Consider the following 19457-nt stretch of genomic DNA (forward strand, 5'->3'; position numbering starts at 1 on the left):
ATGATCAATCTGATCCAGGACGTTCTTGAAAGTGACGAGAGAAGCGATCTCCGGCAGTTCGCTAGCCAGTTACGTACCTCCGATAAAAAGTATTTACTGCGAAACGATATTCTTGCTGCTTTTAGTGAATACTGCGCCAGCCACAAAAAACCGGAAAATTTTTTTCAATCTTCCCACCTGGGGCAACTGGTGTATTATACCCAGGAAATCATTCTGGATAATGAGAGCCTCTACCTGATCATCCGACCCAAGATTGCCTCTCAAGATGTCTACCGGGTTTTAGAAGACTTGACCGTTGAGTCGATCACGGTGCAAGAACTGCTGGATCTGCGCGATCGCTTCGTCAATCACTTCCATCCCACAGAAGGGGACGTTCTGGAACTCGACTTCCAGTCTTTCTATGACTACAGTCCGACAATTCGTGACCCCAAAAACATCGGCAAGGGCGTTCGCTTCCTCAACCGTTACCTGTCTAGTAAGCTGTTTCAAGACCCCCGGCAGTGGTTGGAGTCGTTGTATACCTTCCTGAGATTGCATCAGTTCCAGGGGACGCAACTACTGATTAACGGGCGAATTACAAACCAACAGCAACTCTCGGATCAGGTGAAGCGGGCGCTACAATTTGTGAGCGATCGCCCCGATGATGAGTCCTTTCAAGAATTTCGCTTTAAACTCCAAGAAATGGGCTTTGAAGCGGGATGGGGCAATACGGCCTCTCGTGTGCGGGAGACGCTAGAGATTCTCGATGAACTGCTGGACTCTCCCAATGATGAGGGACTCGAAAAGTTCATCTCCCGTATTCCGATGATCTTTCGCATCGTCCTTGTCTCTATCCACGGTTGGTTTGGGCAAGAAGGGGTTTTGGGGCGTCCTGATACCGGGGGTCAGGTGGTCTACGTCCTCGACCAAGCCAGGAGTTTAGAAAAGCAGTTACAAGAAGATATTAAACTCGCGGGATTAGAGGGATTGGGCGTTCAGCCCAAAGTCATCATCCTCAGCCGCCTAATTCAGAATAGTGATGGTACGCGGTGTAACGAACGCCTAGAAAAAGTCCACGGCACGGATAATGCTTGGATTTTACGGGTGCCGTTCCGGGAATTCAATCCCAAGGTGACCCAGAACTGGATTTCGCGGTTTGAAATTTGGCCTTATCTAGAAACTTATGCGATTGATGCAGAAAAAGAACTCCTGGCAGAGTTCCAAGGTCGTCCAGACCTGATTGTTGGTAACTATACCGATGGAAACTTGGTGGCGTTCCTGCTGGCCCGAAAGCTACAAGTAACTCAGTGCATCGTTGCCCACGCCCTGGAAAAATCCAAATACTTGTTTAGCAACCTCTACTGGCAAGCGTTGGAGGAGAAGTATCACTTTTCATTGCAATTCACGGCTGACTTAATTGCCATGAATGCCACCAATTTTGTCATTAGTAGTACTTACCAGGAGATTGTAGGGACACCGGATAGCATCGGTCAGTATGAATCCTATAAGTGCTTCACGATGCCCGATTTGTATCATGTTGTGAATGGGATTGAGCTATTTTCGCCTAAGTTCAACGTTGTGCCACCAGGGGTGAATGAGAATGTCTACTTCCCCTATACGCGCACAGAAGAGCGAGTTCCTAGTGCGATCGAACGGCTGGAAGAATTGCTGTTTACCCAAGAAGACCCCGCCCATATTTTTGGCAAACTGGATGACCCAACGAAGCGCCCCTTATTCTCGATGGCGCGCCTTGACCGGATTAAGAACATGACCGGTTTAGCGGAAATCTTTGGTAAGAACAAAGAGTTGCAAGAGCGGTGTAACCTAATTTTGGTTGCCGGTAAGTTGCGCGTGGAGGAATCTGACGACAACGAAGAAAAAGATGAAATCGTCAAGCTCTACCGGACTATCGACGAGTACAATTTACACGGTAAAATCCGCTGGCTAGGCGTGCGCCTGCCCAAGGGGGATTCGGGTGAGATTTATCGGGTAATTGCTGACCACCGAGGCGTTTTTGTGCAACCCGCCTTGTTTGAAGCCTTCGGTTTGACGATTTTGGAATCGATGATTACGGGCTTACCCACCTTTGCGACTCAGTTCGGTGGGCCTTTGGAGATTATCCAAAATAAGGTTAATGGGTTTTTGATTAACCCCACTGACCATGAAGGAACGGCTCAAAAACTTCTCGATTTTGTCTCGAAGTGTGACCAAAATCCCAACTATTGGGAGGAAATTTCCAATAAGGGCATGGAGCGAGTCTTTACCACTTATACCTGGAAAATCCATACCACACGACTGCTCTCATTGGCGCGGATTTATGGTTTCTGGAACTATACTTCTAAGGAAAATCGGGAGGATATGTTGCGTTACCTTGAGACGTTGTTTTATCTCATCTATAAGCCACGGGCGAAGCAGATTTTAGAGGAACATATGAGTCGTTAAGCGGTGATTAGGTTAGGGGTTCTAGGAGTTGAGAAGGCGATCGCACCCGTTTTGTTGGTTGAGAGGCGATCGCTCTTTTTCTCGTTCCTGGTTGGGCGGAAATTTAACATAGTCCTATTCTCGTTGCTCTAAAGCGATGGGCGCTTCTGGCTGAACAACGGTTGCTTTCTCTGGCGCTCTATCGGCTCTCGGACTAAAAACGACAGCTCCTGTGGCGAAAACGGCTCCAGCAATAACCCAAAATACTAGATTTAAAAAGCTATCTGATTTCTTCATCTTTTTTCACCTATTTTTATATAACGAAACTAAATTGGAATGAGCTACGGCTCTATCCACTCTTGTGCGATTTTTTTCTCTTATTCTCTTTGCAACGTCGCTAAATTTGGATTAGGCGCGGCTCCATACAACTGACGAGCAAAGTATCCGACAGGTAATCCTACTGCTAAACCGAAAAATAAAGCCCCCATCAAAATAGAGGTAACATGCACTCTCGCCTTATCTTTGCTATTCGACATGAAAAGCGTCCTCTTCAACTGTTCGTCCTATCTTTAATCAAACCAAAAAAGAAAAATAATTACGTCCCCCTACCTACTTATGTCATTGGTGACATTTTCCGAGAAAATAGACAAATTGAGCTGTCTCTTTTGAGGTAGTCATAGGTAAAAATACGAGGGGTTAATAGTTAATGAGTAATAGGTAGTCAGGAATAGATATTGAGTAGGAAGGTATACTCAGTCCTCAGTTTCCAGTTCTCATCTTCTCAGTGAATCCCCACAATATCCTTATGAAAATTCTCTGGAACACCTTGCTCATTGCCATCGGTCTGTTATTACCAAATTCGACCGTCGTTGTTTTAGCAGAATCTCTGAACAAGACGATTGAGAAACAAGTGGCTCCATCATTCACAGATACCGTTGTAGCCGAACAGGTGCCGCCCACCGTTGTGGTTCCTGTGGGGGAAACCACACCGACAACTCGCCCCGCAGGAACAACAGGGGAGACTTCGGGCGAGAGTACAGAAACCATCGTTATTCCCAACACGGCTCCTAACTCAACACCCTCCGCACCAACTGCCGAGGAAACGCCAGCCTCTACCCAAACAGAGAGTTCCGAAGACAAAACCAGTACTGAAGAATCTGCCGATGCCCAAGCACCAGAACTCAGTCCGGAAGAACTCGCACGCCAAGAAAAGCTAATCCAAGCGGATCAACTGTTTATGAGTGGGCAGTTGGCTGCCGCCCAGAAATTGTATCGCGCCGCGAAAGAACCTTTTCCCACAGGCGAACCCGCCGAGGAAACAACGCAATCCGAGCCAATTTACGACGCCGCCCAGTTGCCAGCCGCCGGTGCGGTGTACTGGCGCATGTCTGGAGAGGGGTTAGAACAAAAGCTGAAAACCAAGATTTTTGTGCCGCTGGAGTCTTTAGTTGAGCGGTTTCCGCAATTTATTCCTGGCCATTTGCGCTACGCTCAAGCACTCAAAGAGTATGAGCAGTCCGAAAAAGCGTTACAAGTCTTAGAGCGAGCCAGTTCTCTGTATCCCAAGGAACCGGAGTTACTCAAAGCGACAATTACCGCCATGGGTGAACAGAAAAAGTGGCTGGAGGCATCCCTTAGTGCCAGACAATTTGCCTTACTCTATCCAGAGCATCCCCAAAGTAGCGAGTTTTCTCAGTTGGCGGATGAAAATCTAGAGCGCTATCGCAATTATATGCGTCGGGAATTACGCGGAAATGCGATCGCTAATGCAATCACGGGTGCCCTTGGCCTTGTGTTCACGGGTAATTTGTTTGGCCCCATTTCCGCGATTGACTCGACGGTAATGTTGCTGCGTGGAGAATCAGCGGTGGGAGAATCGGTTGCCAACCAAGCTAAACGGCAACTGCCGCTGATGGAAGACGAAGAAGTTCTCAACTACGTGCGTGAGGTAGGGAATAAACTCGCCCTGGTAGCAGGACGCAAGGATTTTGAATACGAGTTTTATGTGGTGATGGATGATCGGCTCAATGCTTTTGCTTTGCCGGGAGGTAAGGTATTTGTTAACGCGGGTACTATTTTGAAAACCCGCTCTGAGGCGGAATTAGCGGGATTACTGGCTCACGAATTAGCTCATGCCGTGTTGTCTCATGGGTTTCAGTTGGTGACTCAAGGAAACCTGATTGCCAATATTACGCAATATATCCCTTTAGGCGGCACGGCGGCGAATCTCATCGTCCTCGACTATAGCCGGGATATGGAACGTCAGGCGGATGCTCTCGGCACAAGGATTCTGGCGGCGAGTGGGTATGCTGCCGATGGATTGCACAACCTGATGGTAACGCTGGAGAAAGAGGAACGCGATCGCCCGTTGTTTGCATGGCTTTCCACTCACCCCGATACGGGGGAGAGAACTCGCAATATCGAAACGTTAATTCAGCGCAATGGCTATAACCGATATACCTACGAGGGAGTATCACGACACGTCGAAATTCAAAAACGAATCGCACAACTTCTTAAAGAGTACAAAGAGCGTGAGAAGAAGGATTGACCTTTGATGCTATTTCAGGCTCTCATTGTCCCACAATGGCTTGTAGCGTAGAGTTGACTTCATTGATTGTGGGCAGTTCCAATCTAAGCTTCCACAGGAAGGGACAAATTCTCTGTTCTGTTACAGTCGCCTCTTCCCAAACGATGAGTTCCCATCCTTGGGCGGTACGAGTCACGGTGTAATCGATGCCGATGATTGTGTCGAAAGTAGGTGCATTGGCTATCATTTTTGTTGGCTCCGGATTGGTATCAATTGAGTAGGATTGCGCTGCTCGCACGGGTTCGCAAGCTAGTAGACGTACCTGATGTAGACGAGTGTTTCCATACACACCCATGGAAAATTTTCCCCTATCTATTTAGAGATCTATATCTCTATCCCCATCACCCCTTATGCAATCAGCACGAAAGAATAAGTCATACCGAATCCGGGTTAACCATCCGCTTTTTAAGAAAGCAGGGAGAGCAGGGAAAGCAAGGGAAGCAGGGGGCTTATAAAAGCGGATTTGCTATCAACTAAGGTATTAAGTATTAAGTACGAAACCCTGTAATATTGGCAACTGAAAACCCCTTTAATTTCCCAACCATCGCGGCTCTACTCACCTGAAAATTTGTCCCGGTAACTTCGGTAGAATATAAATATCCATATCCCCTAGGGGGGTATCTATGCCTCAAACTCAAACTCAGGATCTCCTCAGTCGTCTTGCCAAAATTGAGGGGCACATTCGAGCTATCCGTCAGATGGTTGAAACAAATCGGTCTTGCCCGGAAGTCCTATTGCAGATTGCTGCCGTTCGCTGTGCACTCAACAAAGTAGCCAAGATTCTGCTGAAGGAATACGCTCAACAAAATCTGGTCGATGCTGCTCAGGGGGGTAATTTAGAGAAAGAAATCGCTCATTTGCGATCGGCTCTGGATTCTTTAATCTGAACAGGGGTAAAAACCCTATGGTATCTAACTAAAGATCATGGTTGGCAATTGGAGGAGATGAGTAATGGAGCGAGTTACTGAACCGGAAGTCATGGATAGCCCACAAGAGGCGATCGAGTATGATGCGATGGACTTTTTGGAAGTTAATACGGCCTTTGCCGAACGAGCGATTGAACTTGGGCCACGAGAGGGGCTAATTCTCGATGCCGGTACTGGCCCTGCCCGAATTCCAATTCTCATGAGCAAACAGTGTCCCCAGTGGCAAATTATTGGTATTGACCTGGCGCAATCCATGCTGGATGTGGGGCAAAAGAATGTTGAGCAATCCGGTTTGCAACAACAAATTCAACTGGAATGGGTGGATGCGAAGGAGCTACCTTATGCCAATGAACACTTTGATATGGTCGTCTCCAATAGCCTCATCCACCATCTGCCAAACCCATTACCTTTTTTGTTGGAACTCAAGCGAGTTCTCAAGCCGAATGGTGCGATTCTTCTGCGGGATTTACTTCGACCGGATTCTCAGGAAAATCTAGATGCGATCGTTAATCGGGTTGCGGCTGATTGCAATACTCATCAAACGCAGTTATTTCGTGATTCTCTTTATGCGGCGTTCACTCTAGATGAAGTCAATCAAATGATGCAACAAGTGGGTCTGGAAGGCGTTAAAGTTTATCAATCTTCTGATCGCCATTGGACTGTAGAGAAAACAATGGGATTTTAGATTTTAGAGGGGCGATTGACATTGACACGGAAAATCTTAGCCGATCGAATCGTGCTGGGAAAGCGAGTTGCTACACATTATCTCAAAAGACAGGTTCCCCATATCACCACGTCAATTGATGTGAGCGTGAAACAACAAATCACCCGTAGATGTTAAGCCGATGGGTGCTTCTATATACCAATACCAAGTTTACTCGTTGCCCCTCAAGATTTTCTCCTCAATTAGTAATGGAGCTAGTCCTGTCTAAGGATAGAACATCGAGGAAAAACTAAACATTAGGATTGTGGAATAACATATTGCGAGAAAATGTAAATTATGACAGCTCATACTCCTCCAGACAATCGACAAGATGACGCTAAATATGCTCCTGAAGATAACCCTGGAACCGAAACCACTATACCAACCACAGAAGACGGCAACACTCCGCTTGATGAGAGATATCGCATGACCGGTCAAGAAGCCGGTACTGATGTCCAGCCAGGTGCCGAACCGGAAGCACCTGGAGGTGAAGTCAAGGTGATTGGTGCTCCCAATCAAGGAACTGATTCTCGTTAAAGAGATTCATGAACCAAGAAAGGTAGACCGGAGCTTCAGTGAGGACAGAATGCTCCTACGGCAAAGAGGGTAGTTAACCCGGATTGGGTATTACGACAATTTGCAACTTGAGGAAACATAAAGAAAGGGCGAACCGTTGTTCGCCCTGACAATTATTTATTCTCACTTGACAAATCCCTTTACCTTTAATCCACTCCTTCAATGGGCGCAAAGCCTTGACGCTGAATGTTCTCCGTAATGGTGCGCGGTTCTATGAATTGCAACAAATAGTCAGGCCCGCCCGCTTTGGAACCGACGCCAGACATCTTAAAGCCGCCGAAGGGTTGTCGCGACACAATCGCACCTGTAATAGTACGGTTGATGTAAAGGTTGCCCACTTCAAAATCCACTGAGGCTTGCTCAATATGGGACGGCGTGCGAGAGTACAATCCCCCCGTCAGCGCATAGTTGGTGCCATTGGCAATATCCAAGGCTTCTTGAAAATTCTTCGCCCGCATCACAGCCACAACGGGGCCAAAAATTTCTTCTTGGGCAATCTTGGCATTGGGTGAAACATCCTTAAAAATCACCGGGCCAATGAAGTAACCTGTATCGGGTGCAGACATTTCCAGAGCCACTTTGGCCTCTTGACGCCCCGTTTCAATATACTCTCGGATACGGTCGCGTGCCGTGGCATCAATCACTGGGCCGACTTGAGTACTGGGGGCTTCTGCGGGGCCAATATTGAGCGATCGCGTCGCTTCCACGAACCGTTCCACAAAAGCATCATACACCGGTTCCAATACCACGACCCGCGAACAGGCAGAACACTTCTGACCGCTATAGCCAAACGCCGACTGCACAGCACCCGCCACGGCTTGGTCAAGGTCTGCACTTTCATCGACAATCATGGCATTCTTGCCGCCCATCTCTGCAATGACACGCTTCAGGTGCTTTTGCCCAGGTTGTACGGTAGCGGCATCGGAGAAGATGCGGCATCCCACTTCCTGGGAACCGGTAAAGGCAATCAGATCCACATCCGGATGATTCACCATGTAAGCACCCACCTTGGAACCCTTGCCGGGAACGTATTGAAAAACGCCCTTCGGTATGCCTGCGTCAACCAAAATCTCTGCCAATTTGGCAGCAATCACCGTAGAGACTTCAGCTGGTTTGAGTAAGGTGCAATTCCCCGCCACGAGTGCGGCAACCGTCATCCCCGTGGCAATGGCAAACGGGAAGTTCCACGGAGAAATCACTACGGCAATGCCTCTGGGTTGGTAAACATAGCGATTATTCTCTCCCGGAATGTCGTAGTTATGCCCTTGATCCAGACGTTCTACCTCGTCGGCATAGTAGCGGCAAAAATCAATGGCTTCCGAAACTTCCGCATCCGCTTCCCGCAGGGGTTTGCCAACTTCCAACACCACCCACGCACAGAGTTCGTCCCGGCGCTGTTCCATCAAGTCCGCCGCTTTCCGCAACACCCCAGCCCGTTGTCTAACGGGGGTTTTCCGCCAACCTGGGAATGCTGCTTTCGCCGCTTGCAGGGCTTGTTCTGCTTGTTCTACACTAATGAGTCCAATTTTCCCAATGACTTCACTGGGGTTGGAGGGATTGACAGAATCAACGATATCTGATGTAGTTTGATACTCCCCATTAATCAGAGGTAAGTACGTCTTACCCAGTCGTTGACGAACGCTCTTCAAAGCGGCTTGCGCCTTCTTGCGGGCATCTTCCTCGGCATAGTCGGTATCGGCTACATTGGGAAACCCCTTTCTCAGTTCAGGCGAGAGTTGGGGCGATTCCACCACAGGTGCTGCCAACAGTTCCTCAATCGGACGTTCTTCCAAGTTTTGCCGCAAGAAGGAACTATTAGCGGTATTTTCCAACAATCGCCGGATTAGGTAAGCCATCCCTGGCAGCAAGTCGCCATAAGGGGCATACACCCGCACCCGATGCCCCCGCTTGGCTAACGCTTTTGCCAGTTGATCCCCCATGCCGTAGAGCACTTGCATCTCGAAGCGGCGGCGGGGGATGTTGAGGGTTTCGGCTATGGCGATTGCTCGTGCTTGCGATCGCACGTTATGGCTACCAATGGCAGAATAAACATACTCGTGATTTTCCAACAGAAGTTGGGTAATCGTCTCATAATTGGCATCGGTTTCGGCTTTATCGTTATATACCGGCTGAGGCCAATCTTTTTGGGCGGCTTTAATCGTCTCCTGATCCCAATACGCGCCTTTAACTAAGCGCACGGTGATGGGATATCCCCGCTGTTTAGCCCAATTAATCAAAGCTTTGGCATCGTTCTCGCTATCCCGTAGATAAGCTTGCACCGTCATGCCGATATCGGTGCGAGTCCGGAATTCTTCTTCCATCAACAAGTCTTTGAGGATGGCAAAGGTCATGTCTTTGTAGACATACTGTTCCATATCAAAGTGAACCGCCGCACCGAGTTCCTGGGCACGACGCAGCAGGGTGCGGATGCGATCGCACACTCGTTCTCGGCTACCCTGAGGATCGAGAGGGTCAAACTGGGAGTAAAATGCCGTTAACTTAACGGACACTTGAACTCGTGGTAGAGGTTCTCCATCCGCAAAATCAATCTCTTGCACCGGTGACCACTTTTGCGCTTCCTGCGTGAGTTGCTCCATCAAATCGAGATAGCTTTGCAGGTAAGATTGCGCCTCGGCTTCTGTAATTACCGCCTCTCCCAATAGGTCGAGGGTAAACCCCATCTTATCCTTGCGTAAGCGCTCAATTGTCTTGAGGGTTTGCTTGATATTTTCCCCAGCAATATATTTATGCGCTAATGTTTCAACGGCAGTTGCCACGGTTGTTGCCGCCACTTGCCCCGGCAGTGAATCCGCTTGGGCAAAGTTGAGCATTCCTTTGAGGGCGGATGGCAGTTCAACGGATTCATCGCCTAGATATTCCTGCAAATGACGGGCAATTTCTGGTTTGCTCCGCAATGCGGGTAAAGTGTCAATGAAGCGAAATAGCTGCACCCGCAAACCAGGGTTACTCATCGCCCAATCGAGCAACTTATCATCCCAGCGGATTTGGTCGCGCACCTGGGCAAAAAAGGAGCGTTTTTCCCGTGTGGCTACCAAAAGTTGTTTAGCGATTTCTTGGGTTTTGGCTTCGTAGAGGCGCTCGGATACTTCTAAGACCACAGCTAATATGACTCCCTGGATAAAACTGATGTGAAAGTTGGGGTTTCTCGTTGGTCTGTAGCACTGACGCCAACAACGGAATACCCCATTTTTTGGTGAATTAACCCAAACCTCCATTATACTTTTCCAGGAAGTTATAGGGTTTCTATATTCATGAACTATTAATGAAGTATTAATACTCTCTCTTATGCCTGATACCTTTTGCATCCAAGGATTTTGAATGCGCTGCGGTTAGGGAGTTTCAGTACTTTAAACATAGCTTGTTTTAACCCAAATTGTATCAATCAAGATACAGACCTTCGCTGCCCTTAGGAGCATCTCAAAGGGGAAAAATTAAAGAAGGGTGAGGAGATCTCATCTCTAAATTTTCGTGTGTTCCCCTGCCCATCCCTAGTGAGATCGTTAATCTGGAAAAATTCCGTCAGGTTCAGGATGAAAAATATACTCGTAATCAAATCCTAAAAAGTTTGGGTCACGAATAATTGCAAATCCCAAATCTATGACTATATCTGTTGTAAAAGTTGCCATAACTAACTGAATTAATTTTTTAGGGCTGAGCATGGGCTTTTTGACAAAATAATCTCGTTTAGAAAAGAATTCTTTTCGGTGTTCTGGTATAATTATTCCGTTAATTTGATGAGCCAATTGAATCGGTTTAATATAAAGCTTAATAAAATCTTCTTGATTTCTCTGAAGTTGATATAACCTCTCGTGCTGCAACCAACTCATTTGGAACATCAGCTTGAGGAGTTCAAAACCCAAAATATAATTCAAAATATTGTTTTGCTCCTCGGTACTAATCACCAAACGAAAGACGATTTTAAAATAAAATTCAGGTTGGTTACGTAGATCTTGAGCCGAATGAACATAAAATTGTTTAATATAACTCCGGAGTACCAATTCATTGAGTTCGGTTTCAACCTCAAATTTATCTAAATATTTTTTGACTGTATATTGAGTGTCTCTATCCTGAAGTTTTCTGGAAACCAACCCATCCGCCGTATAATTATCTAAGAACTCAGCTTGTATCTCTGGAGAGGATACACAGATGAGATGACACAATAACAAAAGATGACGGCGTTGCTCCCAAGGCAAACTTTCAGCCCATTGTTTCGTGTCTGAAGGAAGTTCTTCAAAAAGAATTTCTGAGCTAGTTTGTTCAAAGATCGACCCTCCTCTATATTTTTCTTCACTCATAACTTGAAGGAGCGGTAAGAAGGCCAACAAAAATAAGCCGAAGATAGCTTCAAATAACTTACCACCTGTGAGGCTCGTCTAGGACTAAATATTGTAGTCGGTTTTGAGCGACCTTCTTCTCTGCCTTACGGATAAGTCTGGGAATCTTGACGACTCGTACTTGATTGTCAATTGAGACCTCTCAAACTTAGGCTCAAACAAGAGATTTTTCGGTTTTGTCTACCTGTGTTTTTTCGCTAGTGCACCCAGGCAGAAATCACTAACTCGCAAAAATCTGTGCCATCCTGAGCCTTACTAAAGCTCCGGTTCCCCTGTGTTCAAAGGTAGTCACGAAATGGGCTTAGGCAGAAGGATAGGGCACTCGGATTAGCTGATTCGCCTTCGGTGAGGAGATTTTGGCAGTTGTTCCATCCGGCCAACGCACTTCAACTTGTTTAATAACCGGATGCTCAGCCAAACCGAAATGCGCGATCGGTTCCATTTGGCACAGATAACCACTGCCCGCATCAATGACTCGGCGTTGGGTTTGTTTTTCCCCAATTAAGGTAACAATCGCTCCTCGTGCAGGTGCTCCTCGCTCTGTTAAGGGAAGTACCCTAAGCCATGCATGACCATTGTCTGGTGGGGAATATAAGGTGATCGGTTGGACAGTGGTTTCTCCATGAGCGATGAAAAGTGTAAGTTGACCATCCTCATCTAAATCACCCACCGCCGCACCCGTACCGGCTCCGTCTGGTTCCCAAGCCTCCCCTGTATCGATGGCTTTCCAAGCCCCTGTCCGATAAGCAAACAGGCGATTGGGTTCACCTATATTGTTGAAAAACAACTCCTCATACCCATCATTATCGAAATCGGCGCTAATCACCGTGCGGATCGGAGAGGGAATTGCCATTTCGGGAGGGGCAACATCTTTAAAGTGCCCCGGTACTCCTTGTAAATACATCCGGTGGGGTCCTAGCCAGTTGCCGTAAACCAGATCGAATCGACCATCTCCATCAGCATCCAACGCCACTAAACCACGACCATTTTGATCCGGGTCATCAATACCTGCCATTTGGGCCATCTCTTTAAACGTGCCATCGCCTTGGTTGCAAAACAAAAAGTTTCGTCCATGTTCATTGACGGCGAAAATATCCATGTGATCGGAAACCAAGGGTAGGGAAATAACAGAACGCCCACCGGTGGTTAAGTCCAGCCCCACTTCTGGTGCAACATCAACCAAGTGACCCTTTTCATTAAGTTCATATAACCGCATTGGGACGCCGTAATTGGCAACAAAGAAGCCATATTGTCCAGTTCCCTTACGGTCTACACAAACTACGGAACGACCGGCAGTGAGATTGAGCAGGTTTTGATTTTCGGGTAAGGAAAATAGATCCACCCACTTGCCATCTCGGTAGTCAAATAAGCGATCGCCCCAAGGGGCACCGCCCACTCCTTTTCCCCCAGCAAACGTATCTATATTGAGGACATAGATTTCTTCCCGTCCATCCCCATCAATGTCACCCGCCGCAACACCAATGGCTTGGCGTCCAGCATCGGCTAGGATTTCATCTGCAATGTTGACCAATCCCTGCCCATTGTATTTCAGCACTAGATTCGGGCCATTAAACCCCGCCACAAATAACTCGAAGGAGCCATCCCCATCGACATCCGTTATGGCAAGGCCGTAATTCATCTGAGTAGGGTTATCCCACAGGAATTTGCTCTTGTTAGTAAACATCTTGATGGCTGATTTGGGTTATTACTCCGATCTTGCACCATTCTCACTAGGCAAAAAAACTGGCCTGGAGTTAAAACTTCGAGTTCATAGATCGAGTAAGGAGTAGATTTCACAGGAAAAGGGCAAAATACGCTTGGTTCCTGACAGGATAAAATCCACTGATCTCATTGGATTAGGGATGGGAATTTTTGTAGCGTCAGCATGGATTCCGATATGATTAAACTTTCACGATTAGGCCGGGGCGGGACAAGAATTCTCATACGGGTAATTCAATTGTTACCCAATTTCAGTTATTACTAATACCTAAATTTAAGATTAATTCTATTTCTTGAGTCTTGACTCATTCACTATTGCCAATTTTCCTTTCAGTCCGGGGGCGAGTACCTGTAGTGATTCAAAATAGAAAAGGTAGTGTCAAAAGAAACTTTTCAAATTTGCTTCGCTGCACCTTGCATACTTGAAAATAAACTTTTTCCAAAATCTATATTATGAATTCTCAAGTATCAGCAGTGGTCAACAAGCTCTAGGTTGGCATATCTCTGGGTTCAAAAGTTTCTGTCCTCAGAAAGATTTTCCATTTGGCAAACCTCTCCTAAACTATTGCTCATTGTGAGGGTGAGGGTTACTTTTGATGCAAGATGTAAAACCCTCGTTTTTTGTTCCCAGCCCAACCGAAACACATCGGTGACCTTAAAAAAATTTCACAAACTATTACCGATTAAAATAACGGGTACCCAACTTTCAAAATTGATTGAGACTCACTAAATCTTGAGAAAAAGCAAGTAGGGTGAGCAATGCCCACCCTAGGAAGTTCTCATCCAATGACCCTAACCCTTGTGTCGTTTTTTTTTCGTTCGACGCCGCAATGTTTGTGCTAGTAATTCAGCTTCCCGTTCCGCTTGGAATAAATCCACCCTTTGTGAGGTCATCACAAATGAACCAGAGGATTTTTGTTGAACGCGTGGGACATGCACAGCCTGGTACTTACAAATATCCGCTATCGCACTCCTCGGTTCCTGCATGGCTTGAACGGCTTTCCAGTCTTGGTTCACTTCAGATGCGATCGCTTTAAACTCAAATACCGCCGCTTCTAACTCCGCTGAAAGCTGATTGAGCCGTTCTGCCTGATTCTTCAGGCGTCTCAACCCCTGAGTTGTTCGCTGCCGTATCCCTGCTGGAGGCGTCACCGGGAAAGACAAAAGCGATTTTTGGTAAACCTTAGCCTTTTGTGGCAACGATTCCACTGCTACGGGCGGCAATGCCTTCTTTTTAAACACAGGATATCGATTCAGTTGAATGCACTTACTCCGAACGAGTTGAATTCCGGCTTGTAGTTCTTTCATCGTGAGAAAGCGGGTACGTGGCTAATGCTTGATAGTGCATTTGTACTATCAAGTACCCGAAATAGCAAAGGAGTTCTCAATTCCTCATCTCTCCCCCACTCCCCTCCTCTTAACAGTGGTCAAAAACTTCTGCCAAGGTGGCCTAGTGTAGTGCGTCGGCCTCGACGCGATGGAAGCCTATGCTCCTCAAACGCTGCAAGGTGGTTCATTCACATCTGTGTTACAATCCCGACAGAACATTAAATTCGGCTGCGTAGTTTGCACTTGAGTACAGACAAGCCACTCTCCGAATCTAGTTCTCTACACCACTGATTCTGGAGAACCTCCATGTCAATTTATGTCGGCAATTTATCGTATGAGGTTACAGCAGAAGACCTCGGCGAAATCTTTAAAGAATATGGAACGGTCAGTAGAGTTCAATTGCCTACCGACCGAGAAACCGGGAGACCCAGAGGGTTTGCTTTTGTAGAAATGGGAACAGAGGCAGAAGAAACTGCTGCGATTGAGGCTCTTGATGGTGCGGAGTGGATGGGCCGTGACCTGAAAGTGAATAAGGCTAAGCCTCGCGAAGACAGAAGATCCTCTGGTGGGGGGGGGAACTGGGGGAATTCAGGCAGATCTTCAAGACGCAACTACAATTAAGCTTCAAGATTCAAAATTTAACTCTGAGGTCTTAAGGGTAGACAAAGAATCTACCCTTTTTTAAACTCAGGCTTACTGGATGGTTTATAGCAGGTGTTTCAGGAGCGCGAACTCTTCTCCAGTGAGAAAAAGAGTCGATTTCTTGCCATCTTCCTACCCTAAGTGTTCAGTGAAACGGATTTTGGATGGATCACACCTTTGGAGTGGCTCAGTTTTCGCTCAAAACTTTAGTATGACCCTAAGGCTCCGCTAGCTTCAAAGGTCTGAATGGACGTTATACTTAGCACGCCCCATGACGCGATCGCTGGCTAGACCAAAGGGTGACTCCCTCGCCGCGTTATCCAACGTAGCTCCGCTAATGCTATGAGTAAAGCCTCCGGGGGGTTAGGCTTAAAAATTTTAGATTGTCAATGACACAAGGAGAGAAGATGACCCAAGTCATTCTTGGCGAAAACGAAGGGATTGAATCAGCCCTCCGTCGATTTAAGCGACAAGTTTCCAAAGCCGGAATATTCCCAGATATGAGGAAGAATCGTCACTTTGAAACACCTCTTCAAAAGCGTAAGCGTAAAGAAATTGCCAGACATAAGCAGAGTAAGAGACAGTATCGATTCAAATGAAATCCGTCTTCAATAAAACTAGGTGAATGAATCTGTTTTTTAGAAACTCAAAACAGAGCGATTGAGGCGATATTTCTCAAAGGTTTAACTATGACTCCAGAAGCAATACGTGTGATTTCTCAGCTTAGACGGGAGTTCTACTCTGGCTTCGCCGCAGCGATGAATATGTCCGTGAGTATTACAACTAGTCATCCATCTACGGGTAATCCCCCCATCGCATTTTGGATAGATGACCGACAACGGTTCAATTATTTACGTGTTTTTGCTTATAAAGCCCCAGATGAATTACTCCCTGAACGCCCATTTATTCTGCGGGTGTCTGTGAACAAGGGAGGCGGTATAGCAACAGCCGCCAAGTGGAGAAGAGGTTGTCGAGGAATGAATCAGGGTTGGGACTTCGAGTTAACTCTACTACCCGAAGAAATTTTGGACTTTTTACCTTGGTTAGTTAGCTTGGTGAAGTCCCAGGAAAATGGTTCTGCTTCCTATTCCTCTGAGCCACCCCATCCGTTTTATTTCAAACCGTCCAATGTTTCTTCCAACAAGGAAATTTGGACTCAGAAAGCTTGGCAAGAGAGCAAACCTTCTCCTATTCCCGTCGGTGTAGGGCTATAGAATCTGCTGCCGAGTGCCAAGTCTTTCTAGTCAAGTTTTCCTGAGATTCGTGCAAGCCGCTTTAACCCAGTCTAAAGGGCTTGGGCTCTGAGCCATGCAACAGGCAAGGTCAGCAGCTTCTGGGGTTTGGGAACGTAAGCTCTTGTACTAAAGACATCGTATTGGTTGTGTTCAATCACATCGAGAATGCCTTGATAGAGCATCAATGCCGCCCAAACAGGCCAACGGGAGTCAGGAGTGAGTGATCGGATGCCTTTTTCTGACTCGTTGAAGAACTTACGTGCCCGTTGAATTTGGAAGCGCATGAGTTCGCGCCAACGGTCATCAACAACACCATTAAGTAAGTCTTCTTCGGTGTAGTCAAACAGCGCCAGTTCTTCCAAAGGAAGATAAATCCGACCCCGCTGAGCATCTTCTCCCACATCCCGCAGAATGTTAGTGAGCTGATTGGCAATGCCTAAGGCGATCGCTTCTTCTGCTGGATTATAATCGGCTTGCTGCCAATCCCAGGGCGCTCTGCCAACTGAGCTGTCCACACCCAACACAGGGCTGGTCATTAAACCCACTGTTCCTGCTACGCGGTAACAGTAGAGCTTGAGTTCCTCAAACGTCTCATAGCGACTGCGGTACAGATCCATCCGCTGACCCGCAATCATATCCCGAAACGGCTGAATATCCAGTGGGAAGCGTTGCAATGTATCGACCAAAGCCACATCGGGGTCGTCTATTGCCTGTCCCGCGAAAACGGATTCTAGCTGTTGTTCCCAGCGATCAAGTGTCTCAGGTGTCGTTAAGCCAGCTTGGGGACCATCCACCAGTTCGTCAGTCCGACGACACCAGACGTATATCGCCCAAATCGCGCGACGTTTTTCCTCTGGCATCAGCAGCGTGCCCAGGTAAAACGTCTTGGAGTATTTTGCCGTAATTTGGCGGCAATATTCGTAAGCTTCCGACTGGGAGGCCAGCGTTCTCATGCGTGGAGAGTAAGACAGTTGGAGCATTCGTAGCAGACGGCGAGCTAAGGGCTAAGGTTGAGGGACTAGGGTGTAGGAGCGAGTTGAACTTCTGACTCCTGACGACTGACGCCTTTCTCCTGACTTCTGGCAATAGCCTGCGCTGTCAGCTTACCAGAAAGTACGGCACCCTCCATACTCGCTAGGTAACGTTGCATGGTGTAATCGCCAGTTAAGTAAAAATTGGCAATTGGCGTCACTTGCGAGGGTCGGTACTGTTGGCGTCCTGGTGTTGCCTTGTAGACCGATCGCGGTGTTTTGATGACGTGATATTTTAGCAGTTTAGCGGAGTCTTCGCTGCCAAAGTGCTGGGGAAAGAGTTTTTCCAACTCAGCCATTGTGGCATCTACAATTTCGTCATCAGATTTGTTAATCCAATCTTTGGCTGGTGCTAGTACCAGTTCCAACATGGATCGGTTGGGATTGGCATATTCCTTGCAGGTGTTGCTCATGTCGGCATAGACACTCAGTAGCGGCGATCGCGAAAATAGCAGATGGTCGATATCCGTCAGCTTGCGGTCAAACCACAAATGCAAGTTGATTACAGGGACGCCCTCTAACCCATCGAGCTGCTTGAAGAAATCCATCCCACGCCAAGGCTCAGGGAGCATTACCTTCAAGGGGTCTACCGGCATTGCCGACACATAGGTATCAGCGGTTAGAACTTCATCCTTTGCCCCATTCAAGCCGCGAATCAAGAACCCCCGCACCGTACCATCAGCATGGAGCAAAAATTCTTTAATCGGCGCATTCAATCGCACTTCCCCACCCCGTTCGGTGATGTAATCGACCAACGGTTGGCAAAGTCGCTCCGTCGGAGAACCATCCAAAAACGCCATCTTAGAACCGTTCTTTTCTTGAAGGAAGCGATTCAGGGCGGTGAGAATGACGGTTGAGGAAATCTCGTCTGGGTTGATGAAATTCAGCGCCTTGGACATGGCGATGAAGACTTCCTTCTCCACCCGTGGCGGCACGTTTTGTTTTTTGAGCCACTCGGAGAAAGAGTACTGATCCATCTCCTCCACGTACTTCTGCCCGTTGATGATGGCTGGAATCAGACCCAAACCGAAACGAATTTTTTCCGGCCAAGTCAGCATGTCGTTGTTGCGAAGAATCGCCACAATGCCATTGATCGGTGCAGGTAAATCCGGAAAGTCGAATCGGGAGTAAGTACCGGGTGTTTCCGGTTGGTTGAAGATCATCGTGTGTTCTTTCCACTGCAATCGATCTTCAATATCCAGCTCCTTGAACAGTTGCAGCATATTGGGATAAGCACCGAAGAAAATGTGTAAACCGGTTTCGTACCAGTCTCCGTCTTCGTCTTTCCAGGCTGCAACTTTTCCGCCCAGAACGTCTCGGCGTTCTAGAACAATTGGGGTGTGACCCGCATCGGTAAGGTATTTGGCGCAGGCAAGTCCTGCTAGACCTGCTCCAGCGATCGCAACTCGCATGTGATGGTAATACTCTTAGTTAGGTGCTGATAAGTGTTCTCTGGGTCTCATTATAGTTTGCATTCTGTTACATTTCGCCAACTTGAGCCAAGGATTCTTCCGAATTCCACATTCTTATCTTTTCTATGATCGGCTTGGAGGATTTAGCACCCCGCCCAACTGGTAAGAAAAGTCATGAGTCAAGACAACCTCGATCAACCGTCTCCGCTTTCACCAGAAGATTTGGCTCTAGCCAGAGAGCTAACAGCTGTCAGAGAGCAGCGACAAGACCTCTATGAAAAGCTAGACAGTTCTCTCAAAGCCCTATTTAGCCATTGTGAATGGAGAATCACCAGCCACAACAACGGCTTAACCGAACTGGTAGTAATTTGCCCCAACCTAGCAATATACAAGCGACTGTATAAACGATCCGAAACAATTCACAATCGGTTTCAAGAGGGTGTGGAGGCCAAACACACCCGATTTCAACTTTCCTGCCCCAAATCCTTCAAAGCCTTTTACGAGCATGAAATTCAGTGGGGGGATTGAAACCGAATAGAAAA

At 47.3% G+C, this 19457-nt stretch carries 18 protein-coding genes; 9 read left to right on the top strand and 9 right to left on the bottom strand.

What is annotated here, in order from left to right; genetic code table 11:
- Entirely contained in the window at window positions 1–2421 is a 2421-nt protein-coding gene (locus NDI48_17525) for a sucrose synthase (GenBank protein ID MEP0832974.1), read from the top strand.
- A 114-nt stretch (window positions 2422–2535) separates the two neighbouring features.
- Here NDI48_17525 and NDI48_17530 read toward each other — a convergent pair whose 3' ends face one another.
- Both NDI48_17530 and NDI48_17535 read right to left on the bottom strand, forming a co-directional pair.
- Window positions 2536–2697: a hypothetical protein gene (locus NDI48_17530; protein ID MEP0832975.1), complete on the bottom strand. Its 162-nt coding sequence runs from the start codon at window positions 2695–2697 to the stop codon at window positions 2536–2538.
- Window positions 2698–2777: 80 nt separating this feature from the next.
- Window positions 2778–2936 (bottom strand): hypothetical protein, encoded by a 159-nt coding sequence (locus tag NDI48_17535; GenBank protein ID MEP0832976.1) that lies wholly within the window; start codon window positions 2934–2936, stop codon window positions 2778–2780.
- A 269-nt stretch (window positions 2937–3205) separates the two neighbouring features.
- Here NDI48_17535 and NDI48_17540 point away from each other — a divergent pair, with 269 nt between their 5' ends.
- A complete protein-coding gene (locus NDI48_17540; GenBank protein MEP0832977.1) occupies window positions 3206–4948 on the top strand; it encodes a M48 family metalloprotease in 1743 nt (580 codons plus the stop codon).
- A gap of 22 nt (window positions 4949–4970) precedes the next feature.
- Here NDI48_17540 and NDI48_17545 read toward each other — a convergent pair whose 3' ends face one another.
- Window positions 4971–5282, bottom strand: a complete 312-nt coding sequence (locus NDI48_17545; protein ID MEP0832978.1) for a hypothetical protein — start codon at window positions 5280–5282, stop codon at window positions 4971–4973.
- A 328-nt stretch (window positions 5283–5610) separates the two neighbouring features.
- Between NDI48_17545 and NDI48_17550 the strand changes: the two genes are divergently transcribed.
- The 3 genes from NDI48_17550 to NDI48_17560 all read left to right on the top strand — a co-directional run bounded on the left by NDI48_17550 (window position 5611) and on the right by NDI48_17560 (window position 7153).
- Window positions 5611–5874: a metal-sensitive transcriptional regulator gene (locus NDI48_17550; protein MEP0832979.1), complete on the top strand. Its 264-nt coding sequence runs from the start codon at window positions 5611–5613 to the stop codon at window positions 5872–5874.
- Window positions 5875–5938: 64 nt separating this feature from the next.
- Window positions 5939–6598: a class I SAM-dependent methyltransferase gene (locus NDI48_17555; protein MEP0832980.1), complete on the top strand. Its 660-nt coding sequence runs from the start codon at window positions 5939–5941 to the stop codon at window positions 6596–6598.
- Window positions 6599–6913: 315 nt separating this feature from the next.
- Window positions 6914–7153, top strand: coding sequence for a hypothetical protein (locus NDI48_17560; GenBank protein ID MEP0832981.1), 240 nt, complete (start codon window positions 6914–6916; stop codon window positions 7151–7153).
- 185 nt (window positions 7154–7338) lie between these two features.
- Here NDI48_17560 and pruA read toward each other — a convergent pair whose 3' ends face one another.
- The 4 genes from pruA to NDI48_17580 all read right to left on the bottom strand — a co-directional run bounded on the left by pruA (window position 7339) and on the right by NDI48_17580 (window position 14574).
- Window positions 7339–10311: an L-glutamate gamma-semialdehyde dehydrogenase gene (pruA, locus tag NDI48_17565; protein MEP0832982.1), complete on the bottom strand. Its 2973-nt coding sequence runs from the start codon at window positions 10309–10311 to the stop codon at window positions 7339–7341.
- 402 nt (window positions 10312–10713) lie between these two features.
- A complete protein-coding gene (locus NDI48_17570; protein ID MEP0832983.1) occupies window positions 10714–11508 on the bottom strand; it encodes a cobyrinic acid a,c-diamide synthase in 795 nt (264 codons plus the stop codon).
- A 340-nt stretch (window positions 11509–11848) separates the two neighbouring features.
- Entirely contained in the window at window positions 11849–13231 is a 1383-nt protein-coding gene (locus tag NDI48_17575) for a CRTAC1 family protein (protein ID MEP0832984.1), read from the bottom strand.
- An 827-nt stretch (window positions 13232–14058) separates the two neighbouring features.
- Window positions 14059–14574 (bottom strand): hypothetical protein, encoded by a 516-nt coding sequence (locus NDI48_17580; GenBank protein ID MEP0832985.1) that lies wholly within the window; start codon window positions 14572–14574, stop codon window positions 14059–14061.
- Between the two features lie 327 nt (window positions 14575–14901).
- On the opposite strand from NDI48_17580, the gene NDI48_17585 reads away from it, so the two are divergent.
- The 3 genes from NDI48_17585 to NDI48_17595 all read left to right on the top strand — a co-directional run bounded on the left by NDI48_17585 (window position 14902) and on the right by NDI48_17595 (window position 16451).
- Window positions 14902–15216 carry an RNA-binding protein gene (locus NDI48_17585; protein ID MEP0832986.1) on the top strand — a complete coding sequence of 105 codons (315 nt, stop codon included), beginning with the start codon at window positions 14902–14904 and terminating at the stop codon, window positions 15214–15216.
- 428 nt (window positions 15217–15644) lie between these two features.
- Window positions 15645–15836 (top strand): 30S ribosomal protein S21, encoded by a 192-nt coding sequence (gene rpsU, locus NDI48_17590; GenBank protein MEP0832987.1) that lies wholly within the window; start codon window positions 15645–15647, stop codon window positions 15834–15836.
- A 90-nt stretch (window positions 15837–15926) separates the two neighbouring features.
- Complete coding sequence (locus tag NDI48_17595) at window positions 15927–16451, top strand: hypothetical protein (protein ID MEP0832988.1); 525 nt, start codon at window positions 15927–15929, stop codon at window positions 16449–16451.
- A 71-nt stretch (window positions 16452–16522) separates the two neighbouring features.
- Here the strand turns inward: NDI48_17595 and NDI48_17600 are convergent, their stop codons facing one another.
- Window positions 16523–17452 (bottom strand): phytoene synthase, encoded by a 930-nt coding sequence (locus tag NDI48_17600; protein ID MEP0832989.1) that lies wholly within the window; start codon window positions 17450–17452, stop codon window positions 16523–16525.
- A 38-nt stretch (window positions 17453–17490) separates the two neighbouring features.
- Window positions 17491–18915: a 15-cis-phytoene desaturase gene (gene pds, locus NDI48_17605; protein ID MEP0832990.1), complete on the bottom strand. Its 1425-nt coding sequence runs from the start codon at window positions 18913–18915 to the stop codon at window positions 17491–17493.
- 174 nt (window positions 18916–19089) lie between these two features.
- On the opposite strand from pds, the gene NDI48_17610 reads away from it, so the two are divergent.
- Window positions 19090–19443 (top strand): hypothetical protein, encoded by a 354-nt coding sequence (locus NDI48_17610; protein MEP0832991.1) that lies wholly within the window; start codon window positions 19090–19092, stop codon window positions 19441–19443.
- Window positions 19444–19457 lie beyond the last annotated feature (14 nt).

The organism is Microcoleus sp. AS-A8, from assembly GCA_039962225.1.
GTDB lineage: Bacteria > Cyanobacteriota > Cyanobacteriia > Cyanobacteriales > Coleofasciculaceae > Allocoleopsis.

Excerpts from the sequence above, each read along its gene's own strand:
- NDI48_17525 (MEP0832974.1), top strand. The coding sequence starts at position 1 with ATGATCAATCTGATCCAGGACGTTCTTGAAAGTGACGAGAGAAGCGAT.
- NDI48_17530 (MEP0832975.1), bottom strand. The coding sequence starts at position 2,697 with ATGAAGAAATCAGATAGCTTTTTAAATCTAGTATTTTGGGTTATTGCT.
- NDI48_17535 (MEP0832976.1), bottom strand. The coding sequence starts at position 2,936 with ATGTCGAATAGCAAAGATAAGGCGAGAGTGCATGTTACCTCTATTTTG.
- NDI48_17540 (MEP0832977.1), top strand. The coding sequence starts at position 3,206 with ATGAAAATTCTCTGGAACACCTTGCTCATTGCCATCGGTCTGTTATTA.
- NDI48_17545 (MEP0832978.1), bottom strand. The coding sequence starts at position 5,282 with ATGGGTGTGTATGGAAACACTCGTCTACATCAGGTACGTCTACTAGCT.
- NDI48_17550 (MEP0832979.1), top strand. The coding sequence starts at position 5,611 with ATGCCTCAAACTCAAACTCAGGATCTCCTCAGTCGTCTTGCCAAAATT.
- NDI48_17555 (MEP0832980.1), top strand. The coding sequence starts at position 5,939 with ATGGAGCGAGTTACTGAACCGGAAGTCATGGATAGCCCACAAGAGGCG.
- NDI48_17560 (MEP0832981.1), top strand. The coding sequence starts at position 6,914 with ATGACAGCTCATACTCCTCCAGACAATCGACAAGATGACGCTAAATAT.
- NDI48_17570 (MEP0832983.1), bottom strand. The coding sequence starts at position 11,508 with ATGAGTGAAGAAAAATATAGAGGAGGGTCGATCTTTGAACAAACTAGC.
- NDI48_17575 (MEP0832984.1), bottom strand. The coding sequence starts at position 13,231 with ATGTTTACTAACAAGAGCAAATTCCTGTGGGATAACCCTACTCAGATG.
- NDI48_17580 (MEP0832985.1), bottom strand. The coding sequence starts at position 14,574 with ATGAAAGAACTACAAGCCGGAATTCAACTCGTTCGGAGTAAGTGCATT.
- NDI48_17585 (MEP0832986.1), top strand. The coding sequence starts at position 14,902 with ATGTCAATTTATGTCGGCAATTTATCGTATGAGGTTACAGCAGAAGAC.
- rpsU (MEP0832987.1), top strand. The coding sequence starts at position 15,645 with ATGACCCAAGTCATTCTTGGCGAAAACGAAGGGATTGAATCAGCCCTC.
- NDI48_17595 (MEP0832988.1), top strand. The coding sequence starts at position 15,927 with ATGACTCCAGAAGCAATACGTGTGATTTCTCAGCTTAGACGGGAGTTC.
- NDI48_17600 (MEP0832989.1), bottom strand. The coding sequence starts at position 17,452 with ATGCTCCAACTGTCTTACTCTCCACGCATGAGAACGCTGGCCTCCCAG.
- pds (MEP0832990.1), bottom strand. The coding sequence starts at position 18,915 with ATGCGAGTTGCGATCGCTGGAGCAGGTCTAGCAGGACTTGCCTGCGCC.
- NDI48_17610 (MEP0832991.1), top strand. The coding sequence starts at position 19,090 with ATGAGTCAAGACAACCTCGATCAACCGTCTCCGCTTTCACCAGAAGAT.